The organism is Nocardia asteroides (genome assembly GCF_900637185.1).
In the GTDB taxonomy this organism is placed as follows: Bacteria; Actinomycetota; Actinomycetes; order Mycobacteriales; family Mycobacteriaceae; genus Nocardia; species Nocardia asteroides.
Genome location: NZ_LR134352.1, coordinates 4688631 through 4711087, shown reverse-complemented (window position 1 = coordinate 4711087; position 22457 = coordinate 4688631). Strand labels below are relative to the sequence as shown.

Here is a 22457-nt window from a genome sequence, read left to right as displayed (position 1 = left end):
TTGTCCGGAGCGCCGCGCGGGCCCTGGTCATGGCTGTAGTGTCGATAGTGTGCAGCGACGAATCATGGGGATCGAGACCGAGTTCGGTGTGACATGCACCTTCCACGGTCACCGTCGGCTGTCCCCCGACGAGGTGGCCCGGTACCTGTTCCGCCGGGTGGTGTCCTGGGGCCGTAGCTCTAATGTCTTCCTTCGAAACGGTGCCAGGTTGTACCTCGACGTCGGATCGCATCCCGAGTACGCCACGGCAGAATGCGACAGCCTGGTGCAGCTGGTCACCCACGACCGGGCGGGCGAGCGGGTGCTGGAAGACCTGCTGATAGACGCCGAACAGCGGCTCGCCGAAGAAGGCATCGGCGGCGACATCTACCTGTTCAAGAACAACACCGACTCCGCGGGCAACTCCTACGGCTGCCACGAGAACTTCCTCGTGGTCCGCGCGGGCGAGTTCTCCCGGATCTCCGACGTGTTGCTGCCGTTCCTGGTCACCCGCCAGCTCATCTGCGGTGCGGGCAAGGTGCTGCAGACGCCCAAGGCGGCCACGTTCTGCCTGTCGCAGCGGGCCGAGCACATCTGGGAGGGCGTCTCCTCGGCGACCACCCGCTCGCGCCCGATCATCAACACCCGCGACGAGCCGCACGCCGACGCCGAGAAGTACCGGCGCCTGCACGTCATCGTGGGCGACTCGAACATGGCCGAACCGACGACGATGCTCAAGGTGGGCACGGCGTCGCTGGTGCTGGAGATGATCGAGGCGGGCGTCTCGTTCCGCGACTTCGCCCTCGACAACCCGATCCGGGCGATCCGCGAGGTCAGCCACGATCTGACCGGCCGCCGCCCGGTGCGGCTGGCGGGCGGCAGGCAGGCCAGCGCGCTCGAGATCCAGCGCGAGTACTACGCCCGCGCGGTCGAGCATCTGCGCAACCGCGACCGTGATCCGCAGGTCGACGCGGTGGTGGACCTGTGGGGCCGCACCCTCGACGCGGTCGAGGCGCAGGACTTCGCCAAGGTCGACACCGAGATCGACTGGGTGATCAAGCGCAAGCTGTTCCAGCGCTACCAGGACCGCTACAGCATGGAGCTGTCCGACCCGAAGATCGCCCAGCTCGACCTGGCCTACCACGACATCAAGCGCGGACGCGGCGTCTTCGACCTGCTGCAGCGCAAGGGGCTGGCCAAGCGGATCACCGAGGACGAGGCCGTCGACGCCGCGGTGGACACCCCGCCGCAGACCACGCGCGCCAAGCTGCGCGGTGACTTCATCACCGCCGCGCAGGAAGCGGGCCGGGACTTCACGGTGGACTGGGTGCATTTGAAGTTGAACGATCAAGCACAGCGCACGGTGTTGTGCAAGGATCCGTTCCGGTCGGTCGACGAGCGGGTCGATCGGCTGATCGCCTCGATGTAGGCGACACCCCCGGACGGGGGGCTTGCGGCGGGACCGATGGCGCATGGGAGCGACTGCGTAGGCGCCATCGGTCCCGTTGTCGTGTGCGGGGTCAGTCGGTGGTGGTGACGACCGTCGCGTAGGTCGCGGTGAGGCCCGCGACGAACGAGGTGAGCGCCAGCTCGAAGCTGTCGTCGTCGATCTCGTCGGCCACCGCGCGCAGCAGGTGCGCCTGGTTGAGGTGCGGGTAGCGGTCGCGGTAGACCTGCACGTCGTCGGCGAATCCGCCGGCGAACGAGCCGACCGTGGAGCCCATCACCAGGTAGCGGGTGGCCGCGCCGATCATGGTCGCGTAGCGCGGCGGCCAGCCCGCGCCGACCAGGCCGCCGTGCACGGCGTCGGCCGCGCGCAGGTTCTCGGCGCGGCGGCCGGGGCCCGCGGCCAGGTACGGCACGAAATTCGGGTGCGCGACCAGGGCCGCGCGGTAGCTGCGCGCCCAGGCGGCCAGGGCCCGGTCCCAGGGCTCGGTGTCGAAGGCCGAGGTGTCGACGTGGCTCATGATGCCGGTGGCGATGTCGTCGAACAGGTCGTCCTTGTTCGGGTAGTGGCCGTAGAGCGAGGCCGCCTGGACGCCGAGTTCGGCGGCCAGTTTGCGCATGGAGACCTCGGCGAGTCCGTCGCGGTCGATCAGGGTCAGCGCGGCGTCGCGAATGCGCTCGCGGCTCAGCAACGGTACGCGCGGCCTGGCCATGCGGTCCTCCTGTCGGCTCGGGGTCGGAGTCGAACGCTATCACCGTTCGCCGAAACGGCTCTTGATTAACCGAACAGCGTTAGGATACGGTGCCCGAGTAAACCTAACACCGTTTGGTTCAGGAGTGGTCCGATGGATCTCGCACTCTCGCAAGCGCACCGCGACCTGCGCGAACTCGCCCGCACATGGGTGGACAAGGAAGTCGTCCCGCACGCCGCGGAGTGGGACCGGGCCGAATCGGTCGACCCCGCGATCGTGGGCAAGCTCGGCGCGCTGGGTTTCCTCGGCATCGGCATCGACGAGGAGTACGGCGGCTCCGGCGGCGACATGCTGGCCTACTGCGTACTGCTCGAGGAACTGGGCCGGGGTGACAGCGCGGTGCGCGGCATCGTGTCGGTCTCGCTCGGCCTGGTCGGCAAATCGATCGCGCGCTTCGGCACCGAGGAGCAGAAACGCCGCTTCCTGCCGCCGCTGTGCGCGGGCGAGCAACTCGGTTGCTTCGCCCTCACCGAACCCGGCACCGGCTCCGACGCCGCGAGCCTGACCACCCGCGCCACCCGGGACGGGGCGGACTGGGTGCTCGACGGCAGCAAGATCTTCATCACCAACGGCACCTGGGCCGAGGTGGCGCTGGTGTTCGCGCGGACCGGCGAGCCCGGCCCCAAGGGCGTCACCGCGTTCCTCGTCCCCACCGGCACGCCCGGCTTCGGCCGCACCGAGATCAAGGGCAAGCTCGGACTGCGCGGCCAGGCCACCGCCGAGATCGTCCTCGACCGGGTCCGGGTCCCCGACGCACTGCGGCTGGGCGAGGAAGGCCAGGGTTTCCGGATCGCCATGGCCGCGCTGGACAAGGGGCGGGTCGGGGTCGCGGCCGGCTGTGTGGGCCTGGCTCGCGCCTGCCTCGAGGCGGCGGTGCGGTACGCCGGGGAGCGCGAACAGTTCGGCAAGCCGATCGCCGGTTACCAGCTGGTGCAGGAGTTGCTGGCCGACATCGCCGTCGACACCGACGCCGCGCGGCTGCTGGCCTGGCGCGCCGCCGATCTCGTCGACCGGGGCGAACCGTTCGGCACCGCGGCCTCGATGGCCAAGCTGTTCGCCTCCGAAGCCGCCGTGAAGGCGGCGAACAACGCGATCCAGGTGTTCGGCGGCTACGGCTACATCGACGAGTACCCGGTCGCCAAATACCTGCGCGATGCCCGCGTGCTGACCCTCTACGAGGGCACCACCCAGATCCAGAAACTGCTCATCGGGCGCGCCCTCACCGGCGTGAACGCCATTGTCTGACACAGGAGTACCCACCGTGACCACCAGAACTGCCTTCGTCACCGGGGCGGCCCGCGGCATCGGCGCCGCGACCGCTGCCCGGCTGGCCGCCGACGGCTACGCCGTGGCCGTCGTCGACCGCGACGCCGACGCCGCCGTGCTCGCCGCGGGCGCGATCAACACCGCGGGCGGCACCGCGATCGGGCTCGGCTGCGATGTCGCCGACGAGGACGCGGTCGCCGCGGCGGTCGCGCGCACCGTCGCCGACCTCGGCTCGCTCGACGTACTGGTCAACAATGCCGGCGTGCTGCGCGACAACCTGCTGTTCAAGATGACGGTGGACGACTGGGACACCGTCATGGCGGTGCACCTGCGCGGTGCGTTCCTGTGCAGCCGGGCCGCCCAGAAGTACATGGTCGAGCGGGGCGGGGGCGCCATCGTCAACACCTCGAGCGTGTCGGCGCTGGGCAACCGCGGCCAGGCCAACTACGCCGCCGCCAAAGCGGGCATCCAGGGGCTGACCCGCACGCTGGCCATGGAACTCGGGCCGTTCGGCGTCCGCGTCAACGCGGTCGCGCCCGGGTTCATCGCCACCGAGATGACCGCCGCCACCGCGGCGCGAATGGGTGTGGAGGCGGCGGACCTGCAGGCCAGGACCGCCGAGATCACCCCGCTGCGCCGGGTCGGCACGCCCGCCGACATCGCAGGCGTGGTCGCGTTCCTCGCCTCCGACGACGCCGGATTCGTCACCGGCCAGACCGTGTACGTCGACGGCGGCCGCCGTCTCTAGATCGAAGGTTCGCACACATCATGCAGCGCACAGTTTTCACCGAGGAGCACGAGGCGTTCCGCAAGACCGCCCGCGCGTTCATCGAATCGCAGGTCGTGCCGGTCTACGACCAGTGGTATGAGGCGGGCATCGTCCCGCGCGAGTTCTACCGGGCCCTGGCCGATCTGGGGGTCTTCGGCATCGAGGTGCCCGAGGAGTACGGCGGCGCCGGGATCGAGTCGTTCAAGTTCCAGGCGATCCTGATGGAGGAAACCGCCAGGGCCGGAGTGTCGTTCGGCGGTTCGGGGGTGCACGTGGGCCTGTGCCTGCCGTACCTGAAGAACCTCGCGACCGCGGAGCAGAAGCAGCGCTGGCTGCCCGGGTTCGTCTCCGGCGAGATCATGTTCGCCATCGCGATGACCGAGCCCGGCACCGGATCCGACCTGGCCGGCATGCGCACCACCGCGCAGCTGTCCGAGGACGGCACGCACTACGTGCTCAACGGCGCCAAGACCTTCATCACCGGTGGCGTGCACGCCGACCGGGTGATCGTCTGCGCCCGCACCGCACCGCCCGCGGAATCCGATCGCCGCCACGGCATCTCGCTGTTCGTCGTGGACACCACCGCGCCCGGTTACCTGGTCGGGCGCAAGCTCGACAAGCTGGGCCTGAAGGTCTCCGACACCGCCGAACTGTCGTTCAGCGACGTGCGGGTGCCGGTCTCGGACCTGCTCGGTGAACCGCACCAGGGCTTCCGCTACCTCGGGCAGAACCTGCCGCAGGAGCGGCTGTCCATCGCGGTCGGCGCCTACGCCCAGGCCAGGGCCGCGATCCGGTTCGCCCTGGCCTACACCCGGGACCGGACCGTGTTCGGGCAGCCGGTGGCGCATTTCCAGAACACCAAGTTCGAGCTGGCCGCCTGCCGGGCCGAGGTCGACGCCGCCGAGGCCGTGGTCGACCGGGCGCTGGACGCGCTGGACCGCGGCGAACTCACCCCCGCCGACGCCGCCTCGGCCAAGCTGTTCTGCACCGAGGTCGCCTCCCGGGTGATCGACCGCTGCCTGCAGCTGCACGGCGGTTACGGCTACATCACCGAGTACCCGGTGGCGCGCCTGTACGCCGACAACCGGGTCAACCGCATCTACGGCGGGACCAGCGAGGTGATGAAGATGATCATCGCCAAGGACATGGGCCTGTGAACGCCACCCTGTCGCTGGCGAGTATCCTCGCCGAACCCGCGCGCCGAAGGCCCGACCACCTGGCCCTGATCGAGGGCGAGACCCGGATCACCTTCGCCGAGCTGTGGCGCCAAGCCCGCGCCCAGGCCGGTGCCCTGATCGCGCGGGGCGTACGTCCCGGCGATCGGGTGGCGCTGTTGTGCCCCAACACCGCCGACTTCCCCCGCGCCTACTTCGCGATCCTGGCCGCGGGCGCGACCGTGGTCCCGGTCCACCTGCTGCTGACGGCCCCCGAGATGGCCTATGTGCTGCGCGACAGCGGCGCCACGCTGCTGATCTGTCACCCGCAGGTCGCGGCCACCGGGGCCGAGGCGGCGCGGGCGGTGGGCATCGACAGCGTGGCGCCCGCCGACCTGGCCGGCGAACCGATTCCGGCGTTCGTCTCGCGCGGCCCGCTCGACACCGCCGTGGTCTTCTACACCAGCGGCACCACCGGCACCCCGAAGGGCGCCGAGCTGAGTCATCTCAACATGGTGATGTGCGCGACGGTGAACACCTTCGACGCCAACGAGATCCACCGCGACGACATCGCCCTGGGCGTGCTGCCGCTGTTCCACGTGTTCGGCCAGACGGTGTCGATGAACTCGCACTGGCGGGTCGGCGGCACCCTGGTGCTGCTGCCCCGCTTCGACGCCGCCGCGGCGCTCGCGGTGATGACGGCCGAGCGGGTGAATCTGTTCCACGGCGTCCCGACGATGTATCTCGCGTTGCTCGACGCCGCGACGCGGGCGGACGAACTGCCCGCGCTGAAGCTGTGCATCAGCGGCGGCGCGGCCCTGCCGGTGGCGGTGCTCGAGGACTTCGAGCGGGTCTTCGGCGCGCCAGTGCTCGAGGGCTATGGGCTGTCGGAGACCTCGCCGACCGCCGCGGTGAACCAGCCGGTCTACGGCACCGAGGCGGGCACCGTCGGGCATCCGGTGTGGGGCGTCGACGTCGAGATCGCCGATCCCGCCGTCACCGACCGGATCGCGCTGCTGCCCGTCGGCGCGGTCGGCGAGGTGGTGGTGCGTGGCCACAACGTGTTCAGCGGCTACACCGGCAGGCCCGAGGCGACCGCGGCGGCGGTGGTCGACGGCTGGTTCCGCACCGGCGACCTCGGCACCCGCGACGACACCGGCCGGATCCGCATCGTCGACCGGATCAAGGAGATGATCCTGCGCGGCGGGTTCAACGTGTACCCCACCGAGGTCGAGGCGGCGCTGGTCCGGCACCCGCGGATCGCGCAGGTCGCGGTGATCGGGGTGCCCGACGAGCACTACGGTGAGGAGATCGTGGCCGTCGTCGTGGCCGACGGCGAGCTCACCGAGCGGGAGGTGATCGAGTTCGGCCAGGAGCAGGTCGCCCGGTACAAGTACCCGCGCCGCGTCGAATTCGTCACCGAACTGCCCCTCGGTCCCACCCACAAGGTGCTCAAGCGGGAACTGCGCCGACGTTTCGGAGGAGTGGCATGACAACGGATTTCGCCGATTTCGACAGCCTGCGGGCGGCGGCGGGCAGCGAACTCGGGCCGAGTGAGTGGATCACGATCGACCAGGACCGGATCGACCGGTTCGCTGCGGCCACCGGTGACCACCAGTGGATCCACGTCGACCCGGTCCGCGCCGCCGCCGGTCCCTACGGCACGACGATCGCGCACGGCTTCCTCACCCTGTCGCTGATCGTGCCCATTACCCAGCAGGTGATGACGGTCAGCGCGGCGAGCGCGGCGATCAACTACGGCCTCGACCGGGTGCGGTTCCTGACGCCGGTGCCGGTGGGCGCCCGGATCCGCGGCCGGGTCGCGCTCACCGAGATCACCGAGGTCCCCGGCGGTGTGCAGGCGCACCGCCGGGTCACCGTCGAGCTCGAGGGCGCCGACCGGCCCGCCTGTGTGGCCGACGCCATCGCCCGCTACCTGGCCTGACCTCGACCGGGGGCCGCTGTCCGCGGTCCCCGGCGTGCGGAGCGGGTGCAGCCCGGTCCGTGCCGCAACCGTGCGCCGACGCGCCGTGACGGACGGGCGACCATTACCCTCTATCGGGTGGCGATATCCAAGGTCGAGCGGCTGATGAATCTGGTCATCGCGCTGCTGTCGACCCGGCAGTTCCTGAGCGCGGAGCGGATTCGCGCCAGCGTGGCCGGTTATGAGGACTCCGCGACCGACGAGGCGTTCAGCCGGATGTTCGAGCGCGACAAGAACGAACTGCGCGACCTGGGCATTCCGCTGGAAGTCGGCCCGGTGGGGCGGTTCTCGACGCTCGAGGGGTACCGGATCAACCGGGACGCCTACGAACTGCCCGACATCGACCTGTCCAGCGAGGAGGCGGCCGCCGTCGCCGTCGCCGTGCAGATGTGGGCCTCACCCGAACTCGCGAGTGCCGCCGAGGGCGCGCTGCTGAAGCTGCGCGCGGCCGGGGTGACCGTCGAGACCGAGAACGTGGGGGTGTCGGTGCCCGCGGTGCCCGCGCGCACCCGCGGCTCCGAACCCGTGCTGCGCGAACTGCTCGCCGCCGTCGACGCCGGACAGGCGGTGCGCTTCGGGCACCACAGCGCGATCACCGACCCGTTCGTCACCCGCGACGTGGAACCGTGGGGCGTGGTGACCCGGCACGGGCGCTGGTACCTGGTGGGGCACGACCGCGAGCGCGACGCCGTGCGCACCTTCCGGCTGTCGCGCATCGGCGGCGAGGTGACGCCGTACGGTCCGGTCAACGCCGTGCGCAAGCCCGAGGACGCCGACCTGCGCGCCATCGTCGACCGGGTCACCGGGGACGCGCCCGTCACCGGGACGGCCACGGTCTGGGTCGCCAAGGGCCGCGGGCGCGAACTGCGCCGCATCGGCACCGAGGTGGAGACCGGCGAACTCGGCGGCAGGCCGGGCTCGGTGGTGACGGTTCCGGTGCGTTCGCGGGACTGGGTGGCCCGGCTGATCACCGGCCTCGGACCCGATGTTCTCGTGCTGGATCCGCCGGAACTGCGCGCCGACGTGATGAACCGGTTACGGTCGGTACTCGACCACACGGAGGTCACGTCGTGAGTTCGCGTCTGTCCCTGCGCCTTTCGCGCCTGCTGAACATGGTGCCGTACCTGCTCGCGCACCCGGGTATCAGCGCGGCCGAGGCCGCCGCCGAACTCGGGGTCACCACCAAGCAGCTGATGAGCGATCTCAATCAGCTGTGGATGTGCGGGCTGCCCGGCTACGGGCCCGGCGATCTGATCGACCTGTCGTTCTCCGAGGAGAGCATCGAGGTCACCTTCTCGGCCGGTATCGACCGCCCGCTGCGGCTGACCTCCACCGAGGCCACCGCGCTGCTGGTGGCGCTGCGCTCGATCGTGGAGATGCCGGGCATGGTGGATCCGACCGCCGCGCACGCCGCCATCGCCAAGATCGAATCGGCCATCGCCAGCAGCGACGCCGTCGCCACCGGGAAGCCGGCGGTCGTGCCGGTGGAACAGCCGGTGGTCGCCACCGTGCGCGCGGCGCTCGCCGACGGCAGGGCGGTGCGATTGGTGTACTACTCGGCCAGCCGCGACGAGGTGTCCGAACGCGTCGTCGACCCGATCCGGGTGGTGCTGGTCGACAACAACAGCTATCTGCAGGCCTGGTGCAGGCAGGCCGAGGGGGTGCGGCTGTTCCGGTTCGACCGGATCGAGGACGCCGCCGAACTCGACGAACCCGCGCGCCCGCCCAGCCACGCCGCCGCCGACGCGGCCGCTCTCGACCTGTTCCAGGACGACCCCGACGTGCCGCTGGCCCGGCTGCGGATCCGCGCCGACTACGCCTGGGTGCTCGACCAGTACCCGATGCACCGCATCCAGTCCCGGCCCGACGGCAGTATCGAGGCGGGCATGCGCTTCGCCTCGGCCGACTGGATGGCGCGGCTGCTGCTGGGCTTCGGCACCGGCGTCAGCGTGCTCGGCCCTCCCGACCTGGTCGCGGCGGTGCGCGAGCGCGCCGACGCGGCCCTGGCCGCCTACGCGGCCGCCGGACTGCTGGGGGAGACCGAGCCGGCGTGAACCAGCGAGTACTGGTCCTCGGTGCGGGCAGCGTCGGGGTCTTCGTCGGCGGTCACCTGGCCGCCGCGGGCATGGAAGTGATCTTCGTCGGACGGCAGCGGGTGCTCGACGACATCGCCGAGCACGGGCTGCGGCTGACCGACCTCGACGGCGGTGCGACCGAGGTGTCGCCCGACCGCTTCGGCCTGGCCCTGGAACCCGACGAACCGGAACTGGCCGACCTGGTCCTGGTGACGGTGAAGTCCGCCGCGACCGCGGCCGCGGTGCGCGCCGTCGCCGGACGGCTGCGGCCCGGCACCCCGGTGGTGAGCCTGCAGAACGGGATCGGCAACGACACCCTGATCCGGGAGGTCCTGCCCACGGCCATCGTGCTGGCGGGCATGGTGATGTTCAACGTCGTGCATCGCGGCAACGGCAACTTCCACCGGGCCAGCGACGGCGTGGTCGCCGTGCAGGACGACCCGGTGGTCGACCGGTTCGCCGAACAGTTCCGCGCCGCGGGGCTGCCACTGCGCCGCCACCGCGACCTGCGCCCGGTGCAGTGGGCCAAGCTGCTGCTCAACCTGAACAACCCGATCAACGCGCTGTCCGGGCTGCCGCTGCGCGAGGAACTGGCCGAGCGCGACTACCGCCGCTGCCTGGCCCTCACCCAGGCCGAGGCGCTGGCGGTGATGAACACTGCGCGAATTCGGCCCGCCCAGCTGACCGCGGTACCGCCGGAACTGATGGTGCACCTGCTACGGGTGCCCGATGTCGTGTTCCGCCGGGTGTTCGGCCGGGTGCTGGCGATCGACCCGCTGGCCCGCTCGTCCATGGCCGACGACCTCGCCCTGGGCAGGCGCACCGAAATCGCGTGGTTGTGCGGGGAAATCGTGCGGCTGGGCGAGATGGTGGGGGAGCCGACGCCGGTCAACCGCAAGCTCACCGAGCTGATCCGGATCGCCGAATCCGGCGACCCCCGCCGCTACAGCGGCAGCCGGCTGTTCGCCGAGCTGAGCGGCGCGGCGGGCGGCGGCCGGGGTTGAACGCGTGGCGAACACCGCTGCGGGTGACCGGTCACCACGCCGCGCGTGCAGGTAGCATCGGTAATCACCACAGTCTTTGGAGGTAACTGATAATGGGCACGTTCAGCTGGACGCACCTGCTGATCATCGCGTTGCTGTTCGTCCTGCTCTTCGGCGCGAAGCGGCTGCCGGACGCGGCGCGTGGTCTCGGCCGGTCCCTGCGCATCTTCAAGAGCGAGGTCGGCCAGATGCAGTCGGAGTCCGCTCCGCAGGCCGCGCAGACCGCCGCCACGCCGGCGCCGCCGCAGCAGCTGCCCGCGTCCGCACCGCAGGCGCAGGCACCGATCGCCGAACCGCAGCCGAACCAGAAGTCGGTCTGACCTCGGTCCTCACCCCGGAGCGCGGACAACCGCTCCGGGGCTGAGCGCTGTTGTGACGAGCATCCGCCGGACCGAGGGTTAGAGGCCACCACCCACCATGCGCATTCCGTTCGATCCCCGGCGCAGCAAGCGCAGGACGAATCCCGACGGCACCATGTCGTTGGTCGAGCACCTGCAGGAACTGCGCACGCGGCTGTTGCTGGCGCTGGCCGCCATCGCGGTCACCACGCTGCTCGGTTTCCTCTGGTACGCGCACCCGTTCCTCGGGATCGAGAGCCTGGGTGAGATCCTGCGCGGACCCTACTGTTCGCTGCCGGAGTCCTCGCGCGCGGCGCTGACCCCCGACGGCACCTGCCGGCTGCTCGCGACCGCCCCCTTCGAACAGTTCATGCTGCGGTTGAAGGTGGGCTTCACCGCCGGTGTGGTGCTGGCGGCGCCGTTCTGGCTGTACCAGCTGTGGGCGTTCATCACCCCGGGGCTGTACGCCAAGGAGCGCCGGTACGCGGTCGGGTTCGTGGTGTCGGGCACGGTGCTGTTCGTGGCGGGCGCGGTGCTGGCCTACGTCGTGGTGTCGCACGCGTTGTCGTTCCTGTTGAGCATCGGTGACAACGTCCAGATCACCGCGCTCAGCGGTACCCAGTACTTCGGGTTCATCATCAATCTGCTGATCATCTTCGGCGTCAGCTTCGAGACGCCGCTGGTGATCATCGGGCTGAATCTGGTGGGCGTGCTGCCCTACGTCAAGCTCAAGGCGTGGCGGCGCGGCATCATCTTCGGCCTGTTCGTCTTCGCGGCGATCGTCACCCCGCAGGACCCGTTCTCGATGCTCGCGCTGGCCTGCGCGCTGACGGTGCTGTTCGAGCTGGCCGTGCAGTTCGCCCGGTTCAACGACGCCCGCCGCGCCCGCCGCGCCGCGTCCGAGGGCTGGGGCGCGCTGTCGGACGAGGAAGCCTCCCCGCTGGACACACCAGCCCCGGTCACCCCCGCCGCCCCGGTCGCCGACCCGGAGAAAACCACCCGCCCGGTGTCGGACTACTCCGATACGCTCTGACGGGTGACCGATTCTCCCGCGGGGGCCAGCGAGTTGGCGCGGTTCGCCAGCGAAATCTCCTTCGATCTCGACCCTTTCCAGCGCGACGCCTGCGCGGCGCTGGAAGACGGGCACAGTGTGCTCGTGTGCGCCCCGACCGGCGCGGGCAAGACGATCGTCGGTGAGTTCGCGGTCCACATGGCGCTCGCCTCGGGCGGCAAGTGCTTCTACACCACGCCGATCAAGGCACTGTCGAACCAGAAGTTCGCCGACCTCACCGCACGGTACGGCCGCGACAGCGTCGGCCTGCTCACCGGCGACCAGTCGATCAATCCCGACGCGCCCGTGGTCGTGATGACCACCGAGGTGCTGCGCAACATGCTCTACGCGTCCTCCGACGCGCTGCGGGGCCTGTCGTACGTGGTCATGGACGAGGTGCACTACCTGGCCGACCGGTTCCGCGGCGCGGTGTGGGAGGAAGTCATCCTGCACCTGCCGCCGGACGTGCGGCTGGTGAGCCTGTCGGCCACGGTCTCCAACGCCGAGGAGTTCGGCGCGTGGATGGAGACCGTGCGCGGCGACACCGCGGTGGTGGTCGACGAGACCAGGCCGGTGCCGCTGTGGCAGCACGTGATGGTGGGCAGGCGGATGTTCGACCTGTTCGACACCAAGTCCAGCGATCAGAAGGTGCTCGTCGACGAGGACCTGGTGCGGTTCATCCGCCAGCGCGAGACCGCCGACCGCATGCAGGGTTACGGCGGACCGCGCGGTCGCGGCGGCCGCAGCGGCTTCCGTCCGCTGCCGCGCCCGGAAGTACTGGCCCGCCTCGACGAGGAAGGCCTGCTGCCCGCGATCACCTTCATCTTCAGTCGCGCGGGCTGCGACGGCGCGCTGGCCCAGTGCCTGCGCTCGCGCCTGGACCTGAGCAGGCCCGGCGACAGCGAGCAGATCGACGCGATCATCGACAAGCACACCGGCGACCTGCCCAAGGGCGACCTCGAGGTGCTCGGCTACTGGGAGTGGCGCGAGGCGCTGCACCGGGGGCTGGCCGCCCATCACGCCGGCATGCTGCCCGCCTTCCGGCACACCGTGGAGGACCTGTTCGTGCGCGGGCTGGTGCGGGCGGTCTTCGCCACCGAGACGCTGGCGCTGGGCATCAACATGCCGGCCAGGACCGTGGTGCTGGAACGGCTGGTGAAGTTCAACGGCGAATCGCACGCCGAACTGACCCCGGGCGAGTACACCCAGCTCACCGGGCGCGCGGGCCGCCGCGGCATCGACGTGGAAGGCCACGCGGTGGTGCTGTGGCAGCCCGAGGTCGACACCAGCGCCGTGGCGGGTCTGGCCTCCACCCGCACCTACCCGCTGCGCAGCTCGTTCCGGCCCGGCTACAACATGTCCATCAACCTCATCGACCGGATGGGCGCGCAGGAGGCGCGGGCACTGCTCGAACGGTCCTTCGCCCAGTTCCAGGCCGATCGCTCGGTGGTCGGGCTGGTCCGTGGCATCGAACGCAACCAGGGCGCGATGCGCAAACTGGAGAGCCAGCTCGGCGGCGTCGAGAGCGGGTTCATGGAGTACATGTCGCTGCGCGAGCGGATCAAGCAGCGGGAACGCGAGATCCAGCAGAAGGGCCGCGCCGACCGTCGCGGCGCCGCGGTGAAGGCGCTGATCGAACTGCGCCGTGGCGACGTGGTGGCCATTCCGTCGGGCAGGCGGGCCGGTCTCGCGGTCATCCTGGAACCCGACCAGACACCCGGCGACCCGCGTCCGCTGGTCCTCACCGAGGACCACTGGGCGGGCCGTGTCTCGGCCGCCGACTTCCCGGTGCCCGCCGAGGCACTCGGGCACATGCGGCTGCCCCGGCGCGTCGACCACCGCACCGCCCGGATCCGGCGCGACCTCGCCTCGGCGCTGCGCGGCACCGGCATCTCCGCGCCCGGCAGGCGCAGGCGCAACGACCACACCAGGGCGGGCGAGGACCGGGAACTGGCCACCCTGCGGCGCAGCCTGCGCGCGCATCCCGCGCACAACCGTCCCGATCGCGAACAGCTCAGCCGCACCGGCGAGCGCTACGCGCGGCTCGCGCGCGAGACCGAGACGATGCGCCAGAAGGTTGCCGCGACGACGAATTCGCTCGCCCGCACCTTCGACCGGATCGTCGGCCTGCTCGAGGAACGCGGCTTCGTCGAGCGCGGCGAGGTGACCGCCGACGGCAGGCGGCTGGCCCGGATCTACGCCGAGAGCGACCTGGTGGTCGCCGAGGCGCTGCGGCAGGGCCTGTGGCGCGGGCTCGGCCCGGCCGAACTCGCGGCGGTGGTGTCGACGCTGGTCTACGAATCGCGCCAGGAAGGCGGCTTCCTCACCGCGTCCGGTCCCACCGAGCCGATCCGGCGGGCGGTGGGAGCCACCATCGAGGTGTGGTCGCAGCTGCGCGCCGACGAGTCGCGGCACAAGCTGCCGCCCACCAGGGAACCCGATCTCGGGTTCGTCACCGGCGTGTACAAGTGGGCGCGTGGCGACGCATTGGCCGAGGCGTTGCTGGCCAGTGGCGACCAGGGCACGCCGCTGTCGGCCGGTGATTTCGTGCGCTGGTGCAGGCAGGTCATCGATCTGCTCGACCAGATCGACAAGACCGCCGACGATCCCGAGATCGCGGGCACCGCGGCCAAGGCGGTGCGTGCCGTCCGGCGGGGTGTCGTCGCGGTGGACGCCGCGTAGTGGATACGTCTGTGATTTGATTTCCTGGCGTACCGACCGTGATGGCGGAGTCGTGCGAAAGCGGCTGGCCTGGCGCGGGGGGCTACCGTATGTACAACGATGCGAGTGGAGGCGAGTGGATGAGCGGCCCGTACGGACCGAACGGCCCAGGGGAGGGAAGCAACGATCCCACCCAGCACTGGGGAGGTCAGCAGGGGGCCGGTGGCGCCGGTCCCACCCAGCACTGGGGTGGCGCGGCGCAGCCACCGCAACAGCCGCAGCAGGCGCAGCCCACCCAGCACTGGGGTGATCCGAACGCGCAGCAGCCGCAGCAGCAGTGGGGCCAGCAGCCCCAGCAGCCCGCGCAGCCGCAGTGGGGTCAGCAGCCGCAGCAGGGTGGGGTGCCGCAGCAGCCGACCGGTCCGCAGCAGCAGTGGGGGCAGACGCAGCCGCCGCCGCAGGACTGGAATGCCCAGGCGGGCAACGCCCAGCAGCAGTGGGGCCAGCAGCCGCAGCAGCAGTGGGGGCAGCAGCCCGCGCCGCAGCAGCAGTGGGGCCAGCAGCCGCAGCCGTCCTCCGGTGGCAAGGGCAAGGGCCTGATCATCGGCCTGATCGCGGCGGGCGTGCTGGTGCTCGCCGCCGTCGTCGGTCTGCTGCTGGTCGTGTTCTCCTCCGACGAACTCGATTCCGCCGCGGTGCAGGACGGCGTCTCACGCGTGCTGAAGGACTCCTACGGCATCGCGGACGTGTCCGACGTGTCGTGCCCCTCGGGCCAAGAGGTCAAGGTCGACGCGACCTTCACCTGCGACCTGAAGGTCAGCGGCGAGGCCAAGAAGGTCACCGTGAAGATCACCAAGGACGACGGCACCTACGAGGTCGGCCGGCCGAACTAGGCTGTCACGTCACCGATTCCGGGCCGTCCGCGTTCGCGGGCGGCCCGGCATCGTGTCAGGCCCGGTGCACCGCGGTGAGCGCGGTGACCAGCCGGGTGATCGGGCTCTCGGCGTTGTAGGCGGTGGCGAGCGCGAGCAGCCGGTCGTGGTCGGCCGGGGTGACGGGCAGCGTGTCGGGACCGGACAGGATCACCTCCGCGTCGCGGACCACCCGCACCACCGGGGCCGCGGCCTTCAGATAGTCCTGGGCCGCCGCCAGTTTCGCGCGCACACCCTTGGCCAGGTCGGACTCCGGGTCGGCCACGGCCGCGGTGAGGGCGTCCAGGGAGCCGAACTTCGAGATCAGCTGCGCGGCCGACTTGTCCCCGATACCCGCCACGCCGGGCAGCCCGTCGGACGCGTCGCCGCGCAGGGTGGCCATGTCGGCGTAGGCCGGTCCCGCGTTCTGTTCGGGCACACCGTATTTCGCCGCCACCTCGGCCGGGCCGAACAGCTCGGCCTTGGCCAGGCCGCGACCCGCGTAGAGCACCCGGACCGGCGGTGCCGGGTCGTCGCGGACCAGCTGCAGCAGGTCGCGGTCACCGCTGACGACGATCACCGGATCCCGGCGCTCGCGGCTGGCCAGAGTGCCCAGCACGTCGTCGGCCTCGAGGCCCTCGGCGCCGCCGGTGGCGATACCCACCGCGGCGAGCACCTCGATGATCATCTCGACCTGCGGGGTGAGAGTGTCGGGCACCTCCTCGGCGCCGGGCGCCGCGCCCGCGCTGGTGTCGAGCCGGTGCGCCTTGTAGGAGGGCACCAGGGCCACCCGGTACGGCGGGCGCCAGTCCAGGTCGAGGCCGACGACCAGCCGGCTCGGGCGGTGCTTGGTGATCAGCGAGGCCACCATGTCGGTGAAGCCGCGCAGCGCGTTCACCGAGCGTCCGTCGGCGGCCCTGAGCTTGTCGGGGATCGCGTAGTAGGCGCGGAACCACAGGCTGGCTCCGTCGAGGATCAGCAGGGGTCCGCGCGAGGTGTGGTCAACGGTCACGCCCGTGATTGTGCCCCGGATCGGGCCCACCGCGCCCGTGGCCCGGGCTGCGCGTCGGCCCGGCGGGCGGTCACGCCGTCCTGGGCCGCACCGCCCGCGGCGGGTAACGTCGGGGGCTATGAGCGCGCACACGGATGCCAGGTTCGCGGCCGATGTCTACGGTGAGCGGTTGGAGCGGGCGGTGGAGCTGATGCGCGCGGCGCATCTGGACGCCCTGCTGATCACCCCGGGGCCCGATCTGCGATACCTGATCGGATCGGCCGCCGAATCCTTCGAACGGCTCACCTGCCTGGTGATCCCGGCCGACGGGGCGACGCCCTCGGTGGTGATCCCCAAACTCGAGCTGGCCTCGCTGGACGGTTCGGCCGCGGGCGAACTCGGCCTGCAGATCCTGGACTGGGTCGACGGCGTCGACCCGTATCAGCTGGTCCGCTCGACCCTGCACGCCGGCTCGCGGATCGCCGTGGCCGACGCCATGCCCGCCCTGCACCTGATCCCGCTGGCCGAATCCACCTCCGGGCTGCCCGCCTCGGCCACGCCGGTGCTGCGGCAGGCGCGGATGATCAAGGGCGAGGCCGAGATCGAGGCGCTACGCCGTGCCGGTGCCGCCATCGACCGGGTGCACGCGCGGATGGGCGAGTTCCTGCGGGTGGGCCGCACCGAGGCCGAGGTGGGCGCCGACATCGCCGCCGCCATCGTCGAGGAGGGGCACACCGAGGCCGCGTTCGTCATCGTGGGCAGCGGCCCGCACGGCGCCGATCCGCACCACGGTGTCTCGGACCGGGTGATCGAGCCGGGCGATGTGGTCGTCATCGACATCGGCGGCCCGGTCGAGCCCGGCTACTACTCCGATTCCACCCGCACCTACGTCCTGGGCAGTCCGGGCAAGCAGGTCGCCGAGCGGATGGCCCTGCTCGAGGCCGCTCAGGCGGCCGCTGTCGCCGCGGTCCGCCCGGGGGTGACCGCGGAGTCCATCGACGCGGCCGCGCGCACCGTGCTGGCCGAGGCGGGCCTGGGCGACGCCTTCGTGCACCGCACCGGGCACGGCATCGGCCTGTCGGTGCACGAGGAGCCCTACATCGTGGCGGGCAACGACCTGGTGCTCGAGCCGGGCATGGCCTTCAGCATCGAGCCCGGCATCTACTTCCGCGGCAGGTGGGGCGCCCGTATCGAGGACATCGTCGTCGTCACCGCCGACGGCGCGGAGTCGATGAACAACCGGCCGCACGGCCTGACGGTGTTGTAGCCGCTACTTCAGCGTGCTCGACGACAGCACCCGGCGCACCTGGATCGCCACCACGACGCGCGTCGGGTTCTCCCGCGGCACCCGGTAGCGGGCGGTGTAGCGGCGCACCGCCTCGGCCACGTCGTCGGCCTCGGTGAGCACGGTGGCGGGCCCTTCCAGGGTGAGCCAGCGCGGTCCGTCGAGCTGGCTCACCGCCGCGTACCTGCCGCGCGCCGCGTTGCGTGCCTTCACCGACGCGCCGTCGGTGATGACGCGCGCGATCCCGCTCTCGGCGTCCCAGGTGAAGCCGACCGCGACCACGTGCGGCGTGCCGTCGGCGCGCAGGGTGGTGAGGGTGGCGAGGTGCCGTTCGGTGACGAAGTCCAGGGCGGCGGGGGACAGCGGTGTGGTGGCGGTCGGCATACCGGAAACGGTAGCCGGGCCGGCGGGCGGCCCACGCCCCGGGTTTCGGCCCGGGCGGCCGGATTCCGGCGCGGGGCGGCCCGGCGCCGGGGACATCGCCGGGATGACAGACTGAGCCCCATGGGAAAGCAGCAGAACGACGGACCGGTGCTGGTCCTGGGCGGGCGCAGTGAGATCGGCGTCGAGGTGGCGCGCCGGCTGGCACCCGGACGCGTGGTGATCCTGGCCGCCCGCCGGTCCGACGCGCTGGGCCCCGAGGTCGAGCAGATGCGCGCCGCGGGCGCGACCGCCGTGCACACCGTGGAATTCGACGCCGACGACACGGCGACCCACGCCCGGCTGCTGGAGAAGATCGCCGGCGAGCACGGCGGCATCGGCACCGCGGTGCTGGCCTTCGGCGTGCTCGGCGATCAGGCCCGCGCCGAAACCGATCCGGCGCACGCGGTCGCGGTGGTGCACACCGACTACGTCGCCCAGGTCAGTGTGCTGACCTCGCTCGCCACGCTGCTGCGGGCGCAGGGCACGGGGCAGATCGTGGTGTTCAGCTCGATCGCCGGGGTCCGGGTGCGCCGCGCGAACTACGTCTACGGTTCGGCGAAGGCGGGCCTCGACGGCTTCGCGAGCGGTCTCGGTGACGCCCTGCACGGCACCGGCGTCCAGCTGTTGCTGGTCCGGTCGGGCTTCGTGATCGGCCGGATGACCACCGGGATGGCGCCCGCGCCGATGTCGAGCACGCCCGGCCAGGTCGCCGACGCCGTCGTGCGGGCCCTGGGCAAGGGCGCGACCCGGGTCGCGGTGCCGGGCCGGATCGTGCTGATGTTCTTCGTGATGCGGCGGCTGCCGCAGTTCGTGTGGCGCCGGATGCCCCGGTGACCGAGGGTTCCTGGGCCGGTCACCCGATCGTCGTCGTCGGGATCGGCGCCGACGGCTGGTCCGGGCTCGGCGAGCGGGCCCGCGCCGCCCTTGGCACCTGCGAGGTGGTGTTCGGTTCCGCCCGTCAGCTGGGCCTGCTCCCGCCCGGTCCGGCCGAATCGGTGCCGTGGCCGACCCCGCTGCTGCCCGCGCTGACCGAGTTGTTCGCCCGCGCCGCCGAGCGCCGGATCGGTGTGCTGGCCAGCGGCGATCCCATGTTCTACGGCATCGGTGTCACCCTGGCCCGCCGCTTCGGCGCCGACGCGCTGCGGGTGTATCCGCAGCCGTCCTCGGCGTCGCTGGCCTGCGCACGGCTCGGCTGGCCGCTGGCCGAGACGCCGGTGGTGAGCGTGGTGGCCCGGCCGCTGCCCACGGTGCTGCCCGAACTGGCCGACGGCCGCCGCCTGCTGGTGCTCAGTGAGAACGAGACCACGCCGCGCCTGCTCGCCGAACTGTTGCGCGACAACGGTTTCGGCGCCTCCGCCCTCACCGTCCTGGAACAGCTGGGCGGGCCGGACGAGAATCGGCACACCGGCACCGCCGCCGACTGGGCGCACCCCGACGGCGATCCGCTCAACCTGATCGCCGTCACCGCCGTCGCCGACCCGGACCGCAGGCGCGACACCCGGCTGCCCGGCCTGGCCGACACCGCCTTCACCGGTGACGGTCAGCTCACCAAGGCCGAGGTCCGCGCGCTCACGGTCACCGCCCTGGCCCCCGCGCCGGGTGAACTGCTGTGGGATGTCGGTGGCGGGTCCGGCAGTATCGCGATCGAATGGTGCCGGACGCATCCGCTGTGCCGGGCCGTCACCTTCGAACGGCTGCCCGCCCGGCGCGCGCAGATCGCCGCGAATACGCGCGCGCTCGGCGTTCCCGGGATAACGATCCGCGGCGAAGTGCGCTCGGAGTTTGCCGACGGCGAATTCCCGGCGCCGGACGCGATATTTCTCGGCGGCGGTCTCACCCAGGACGGCGTGTTCGGTGAGTGCTGGCGGCGGTTGCGTCCCGGCGGCCGCCTGGTCGCCAACGCGGTCACCGCGGAATCGGAAGCGCAGCTGCTGGACTGGCGGGCCACCCACGGCGGCACCGTGCGGAAATTTCAGATCTACCGGGGTGAACCGCTGGGCGGGTTCACCGCGTGGCGCCCGCAGCTGCCGGTCGCCCAGTGGATCGTCACAAAACCCGCTGGTTGACGCTGCGCGCGGCCGGTCCGCCGATCACGGGCAGATCACGCGCAGATCACGGTGAAACCGTTCACGCAGCATCCCGACGCCATGAAAGTTACGAACCGAACGTGTAAGAAGCGTGGCTCGGGGGTAGGGTCGGGGCCGTTCCGGGTAGATCTCCCGGTGCGATGTGTCCATTGATGGGGAGTTACATGAAATATTCGATGTTCGCCACCATGACCGACCTCGGTGGGCAGTCCTGAGGGTCCTGATCCTCGGCGGCACGGGCGAAGCCCGGGAGCTGGCCCGGATCGCGTCCGGTGAGCGGGGGCTCGACATCGTGTCGTCCCTGGCCGGGCGGGTCACCCATCCGCGGCTGCCCGTCGGTCCGGTGCGCATCGGCGGGTTCGGTGGTGTCGAGGGCCTCCGAACCTGGTTGCGCGAGAACGCGATCGATGCCGTCGTGGACGCCACCCATCCCTTCGCGGCGCAGGTGAGCGCGCACGCGGCGACCGCGGCCGACGATCTCGGCATCCCCGCACTGCACCTGCGGCGCCCGGAATGGGTGCAGCGGCGCGGTGACCTGTGGACTCGGGTGCCGGACCTGGCGGCGGCCGCCGAGGCGCTGTCCGCGCACGGTGAGCGGGTGCTGCTCACCATCGGCCGCCAGGGCGTCCGCGCCTTCGCCGGCTGTACCCGCCAGCGGTTCGTCATCCGCTCGATCGACGCTCCCGAAGGGCCGATGCCCCCGCGGCACGAACTGCTGCTGGCACGGGGACCGTTCACCTTCGACGACGAACTGGTGCTCATGTCGCGCCACCGGGTCGACGTGCTGGTCACCAAGAACAGCGGCGGCGCGCAGACCGAGGCGAAGATCGCCGCCGCCCGCACGGCGGGTCTGCCGGTGGTGATGGTCGACCGGCCGCCGCTGCCCGCCGGCGCGGTGAGCGTCGGCGAGGTCGGCGCCGCCGTGGACTGGCTGCACGACGCGGCCGCGCACCGGGTGTGCTGAGCTTGTCCCGTGCTCAGCGCGGGGCGGCGAAGATCCGTGGGAGCTGGTCGAACCAGTGCAGCACCGCGCGCTCGTAGGCGATGCCGAATTCGAGCGTGGCCCGCTGGTGCGGGGCGAGCGCGGCCGGGTCCTCGTCGAGGTAGCGATCGAGCCGGTCCTGGTGGACGTCGCGGTTGGTGGCGATGATCCGGTCCCGGTGCGCGGGCTCGAGATGCTCGCCGAACGACAGCGTCAGCAGCAGTGGCACCCGGATGGTCTCGACGCCGGGATCGCGGCCGATCCACTCGGCGAAGGCCTCGCGGCCGGTCTCGGTGATCCGGTAGGGGGTGCGCTCCCTGGCGCCGCGTTCCCCCTTGGTCACCAGGCCCGCCGCGTCCATGGCGGACAGTTCGCGGTACACCTGGCTCTGGGTGATCGTCCAGAAGTCGCCGATGCGATGCTGGGCCTGGGTGGCCAGGTCCCAGCCCGACTTCGGGCCCTCGTGCAGGAAGCCGAGCAGCGAGGCCGCGGTGGAGTTCAGCGGGCGGCGTCGAGTCGCGGTGTCGGTCAACGGTCAACTCCCTTCGAACTACATTCCTCTGTGGAATGTTACGCCGGGGTGCGCGGGTTCCCATCCTGCCGGGCGTCGCGGCGTGTTCGCCGGGAGTTCGCCGAAGCGACGGCGACCGGGCGGAAACGCGCGCCCTGATCGCCGTCGCCCCGACCGCGGTCAGAGCTGGGAGACCGAGAGGGTGTCGCCGTCGCGCAAGCTGTACTCGCTCAGCGGCGCGCCGTCCTGGAGTTCGACGTCGGTCTCGGTGAGCAGGCGCTGGCTCTCGACCGGGATGCCGGTCTCGGTGGCGACCTCTGCCTTCAGTTCGTCGACCGTTCCGGCCAGATCGATGCTGACCTGGATGGTCGTGCCGTCGGGTCCGGTGATGTTCAGGGTGGCCGTCTCGGCGATCGGGGCGCCGGGCAGGCCGGGCGCCCCGCCGGGAGCCGCCGGAGCCGCCGGTGCCGCGGGTGCGGCATCCGGTGCCGCGACGTCCGGTGCGGGAGCGCCGGGTGCCGCGGGGGCACCGGGCACCGGCGGCAGCCCGGGACCGGGCTGGGCCGTCGCGACGCCGGACAGCCCGGCGACGGGCACGAGCAGGGCCGCCGCCGTGAGTGCCGTCGCGACGGCGTGGCGCACCCGGGAGGGGAGAACACGATCTGCGTGGTGCTGAACTCTCATCGTGGTGAATCCTTTCCTCGTCCGCGCGGGACGTGCTGGGGAATCGAACCAGGTCACGAGATGTC

At 71.4% G+C, this 22457-nt stretch carries 22 protein-coding genes; 17 read left to right on the top strand and 5 right to left on the bottom strand.

The window, feature by feature from the left end:
- Nucleotides 1-49: 49 nt before the first annotated feature.
- The gene (pafA, locus tag EL493_RS22020) at nt 50-1408 is read left to right on the top strand and encodes a Pup--protein ligase (RefSeq protein ID WP_030203767.1); all 1359 of its coding nucleotides are present in this window, start codon (nt 50-52) and stop codon (nt 1406-1408) included.
- Nucleotides 1409-1499: 91 nt separating this feature from the next.
- On the opposite strand, the gene EL493_RS22015 is transcribed toward pafA, so the two are convergent.
- Nucleotides 1500-2138, bottom strand: a complete 639-nt coding sequence (locus EL493_RS22015) for a TetR/AcrR family transcriptional regulator (protein WP_019047499.1) — start codon at nt 2136-2138, stop codon at nt 1500-1502.
- Between the two features lie 132 nt (nt 2139-2270).
- Here EL493_RS22015 and EL493_RS22010 point away from each other — a divergent pair, with 132 nt between their 5' ends.
- The 12 genes from EL493_RS22010 (at nt 2271) to EL493_RS21955 (ending at nt 15411) form a co-directional block, all read left to right on the top strand.
- Entirely contained in the window at nt 2271-3422 is a 1152-nt protein-coding gene (locus EL493_RS22010; RefSeq protein WP_019047498.1) for an acyl-CoA dehydrogenase family protein, read from the top strand.
- 16 nt (nt 3423-3438) lie between these two features.
- Nucleotides 3439-4191, top strand: coding sequence for a 3-oxoacyl-ACP reductase FabG (gene fabG / locus EL493_RS22005; protein ID WP_019047497.1), 753 nt, complete (start codon nt 3439-3441; stop codon nt 4189-4191).
- Between the two features lie 20 nt (nt 4192-4211).
- Nucleotides 4212-5369, top strand: coding sequence for an acyl-CoA dehydrogenase family protein (locus EL493_RS22000; protein WP_019047496.1), 1158 nt, complete (start codon nt 4212-4214; stop codon nt 5367-5369).
- Nucleotides 5366-6859 carry a long-chain-fatty-acid--CoA ligase gene (locus EL493_RS21995; RefSeq protein WP_019047495.1) on the top strand — a complete coding sequence of 498 codons (1494 nt, stop codon included), beginning with the start codon at nt 5366-5368 and terminating at the stop codon, nt 6857-6859. Before EL493_RS22000 ends, EL493_RS21995 begins: the two co-directional genes overlap by 4 nt.
- Nucleotides 6856-7311 carry a MaoC family dehydratase gene (locus tag EL493_RS21990; RefSeq protein ID WP_019047494.1) on the top strand — a complete coding sequence of 152 codons (456 nt, stop codon included), beginning with the start codon at nt 6856-6858 and terminating at the stop codon, nt 7309-7311. The genes EL493_RS21995 and EL493_RS21990 overlap by 4 nt, the downstream gene beginning before the upstream one ends.
- A 117-nt stretch (nt 7312-7428) precedes the next feature.
- On the top strand, nt 7429-8424 hold the full coding sequence (locus tag EL493_RS21985; RefSeq protein ID WP_019047493.1) for a helix-turn-helix transcriptional regulator: 996 nt from the start codon (nt 7429-7431) through the stop codon (nt 8422-8424).
- Entirely contained in the window at nt 8421-9404 is a 984-nt protein-coding gene (locus EL493_RS21980) for a helix-turn-helix transcriptional regulator (protein WP_019047492.1), read from the top strand. The genes EL493_RS21985 and EL493_RS21980 overlap by 4 nt, the downstream gene beginning before the upstream one ends.
- Nucleotides 9401-10429 carry a 2-dehydropantoate 2-reductase gene (locus EL493_RS21975; protein ID WP_019047491.1) on the top strand — a complete coding sequence of 343 codons (1029 nt, stop codon included), beginning with the start codon at nt 9401-9403 and terminating at the stop codon, nt 10427-10429. The genes EL493_RS21980 and EL493_RS21975 overlap by 4 nt, the downstream gene beginning before the upstream one ends.
- A gap of 92 nt (nt 10430-10521) precedes the next feature.
- Nucleotides 10522-10788: a Sec-independent protein translocase subunit TatA gene (tatA, locus tag EL493_RS21970; protein WP_019047490.1), complete on the top strand. Its 267-nt coding sequence runs from the start codon at nt 10522-10524 to the stop codon at nt 10786-10788.
- A gap of 97 nt (nt 10789-10885) precedes the next feature.
- Complete coding sequence (tatC, locus tag EL493_RS21965) at nt 10886-11839, top strand: twin-arginine translocase subunit TatC (protein ID WP_019047489.1); 954 nt, start codon at nt 10886-10888, stop codon at nt 11837-11839.
- Between the two features lie 3 nt (nt 11840-11842).
- On the top strand, nt 11843-14539 hold the full coding sequence (locus EL493_RS21960) for a DEAD/DEAH box helicase (protein ID WP_022566780.1): 2697 nt from the start codon (nt 11843-11845) through the stop codon (nt 14537-14539).
- Between the two features lie 119 nt (nt 14540-14658).
- Nucleotides 14659-15411, top strand: coding sequence for a DUF4333 domain-containing protein (locus EL493_RS21955; RefSeq protein ID WP_019047487.1), 753 nt, complete (start codon nt 14659-14661; stop codon nt 15409-15411).
- A gap of 55 nt (nt 15412-15466) precedes the next feature.
- On the opposite strand, the gene EL493_RS21950 is transcribed toward EL493_RS21955, so the two are convergent.
- The gene (locus EL493_RS21950) at nt 15467-16441 is read right to left on the bottom strand and encodes a 5'-3' exonuclease (protein ID WP_019047486.1); all 975 of its coding nucleotides are present in this window, start codon (nt 16439-16441) and stop codon (nt 15467-15469) included.
- 118 nt (nt 16442-16559) lie between these two features.
- Here EL493_RS21950 and EL493_RS21945 point away from each other — a divergent pair, with 118 nt between their 5' ends.
- Entirely contained in the window at nt 16560-17687 is a 1128-nt protein-coding gene (locus EL493_RS21945; protein WP_019047485.1) for a M24 family metallopeptidase, read from the top strand.
- A gap of 3 nt (nt 17688-17690) precedes the next feature.
- On the opposite strand, the gene EL493_RS21940 is transcribed toward EL493_RS21945, so the two are convergent.
- Entirely contained in the window at nt 17691-18089 is a 399-nt protein-coding gene (locus EL493_RS21940) for a TIGR03618 family F420-dependent PPOX class oxidoreductase (RefSeq protein WP_019047484.1), read from the bottom strand.
- Nucleotides 18090-18209: 120 nt separating this feature from the next.
- Between EL493_RS21940 and EL493_RS21935 the strand changes: the two genes are divergently transcribed.
- The 3 genes from EL493_RS21935 to EL493_RS21925 all read left to right on the top strand — a co-directional run bounded on the left by EL493_RS21935 (nt 18210) and on the right by EL493_RS21925 (nt 21179).
- Complete coding sequence (locus EL493_RS21935; protein WP_019047483.1) at nt 18210-18962, top strand: SDR family NAD(P)-dependent oxidoreductase; 753 nt, start codon at nt 18210-18212, stop codon at nt 18960-18962.
- On the top strand, nt 18941-20194 hold the full coding sequence (cbiE, locus tag EL493_RS21930; protein ID WP_019047482.1) for a precorrin-6y C5,15-methyltransferase (decarboxylating) subunit CbiE: 1254 nt from the start codon (nt 18941-18943) through the stop codon (nt 20192-20194). The genes EL493_RS21935 and cbiE overlap by 22 nt, the downstream gene beginning before the upstream one ends.
- A gap of 232 nt (nt 20195-20426) precedes the next feature.
- A complete protein-coding gene (locus EL493_RS21925; protein WP_030203771.1) occupies nt 20427-21179 on the top strand; it encodes a cobalt-precorrin-6A reductase in 753 nt (250 codons plus the stop codon).
- A 13-nt stretch (nt 21180-21192) separates the two neighbouring features.
- On the opposite strand, the gene EL493_RS21920 is transcribed toward EL493_RS21925, so the two are convergent.
- Nucleotides 21193-21729, bottom strand: coding sequence for a PadR family transcriptional regulator (locus EL493_RS21920; protein ID WP_019047479.1), 537 nt, complete (start codon nt 21727-21729; stop codon nt 21193-21195).
- A gap of 159 nt (nt 21730-21888) precedes the next feature.
- Entirely contained in the window at nt 21889-22392 is a 504-nt protein-coding gene (locus EL493_RS21915) for a ubiquitin-like domain-containing protein (protein WP_022566784.1), read from the bottom strand.
- Between the last annotated feature and the right edge of the window lie 65 nt (nt 22393-22457).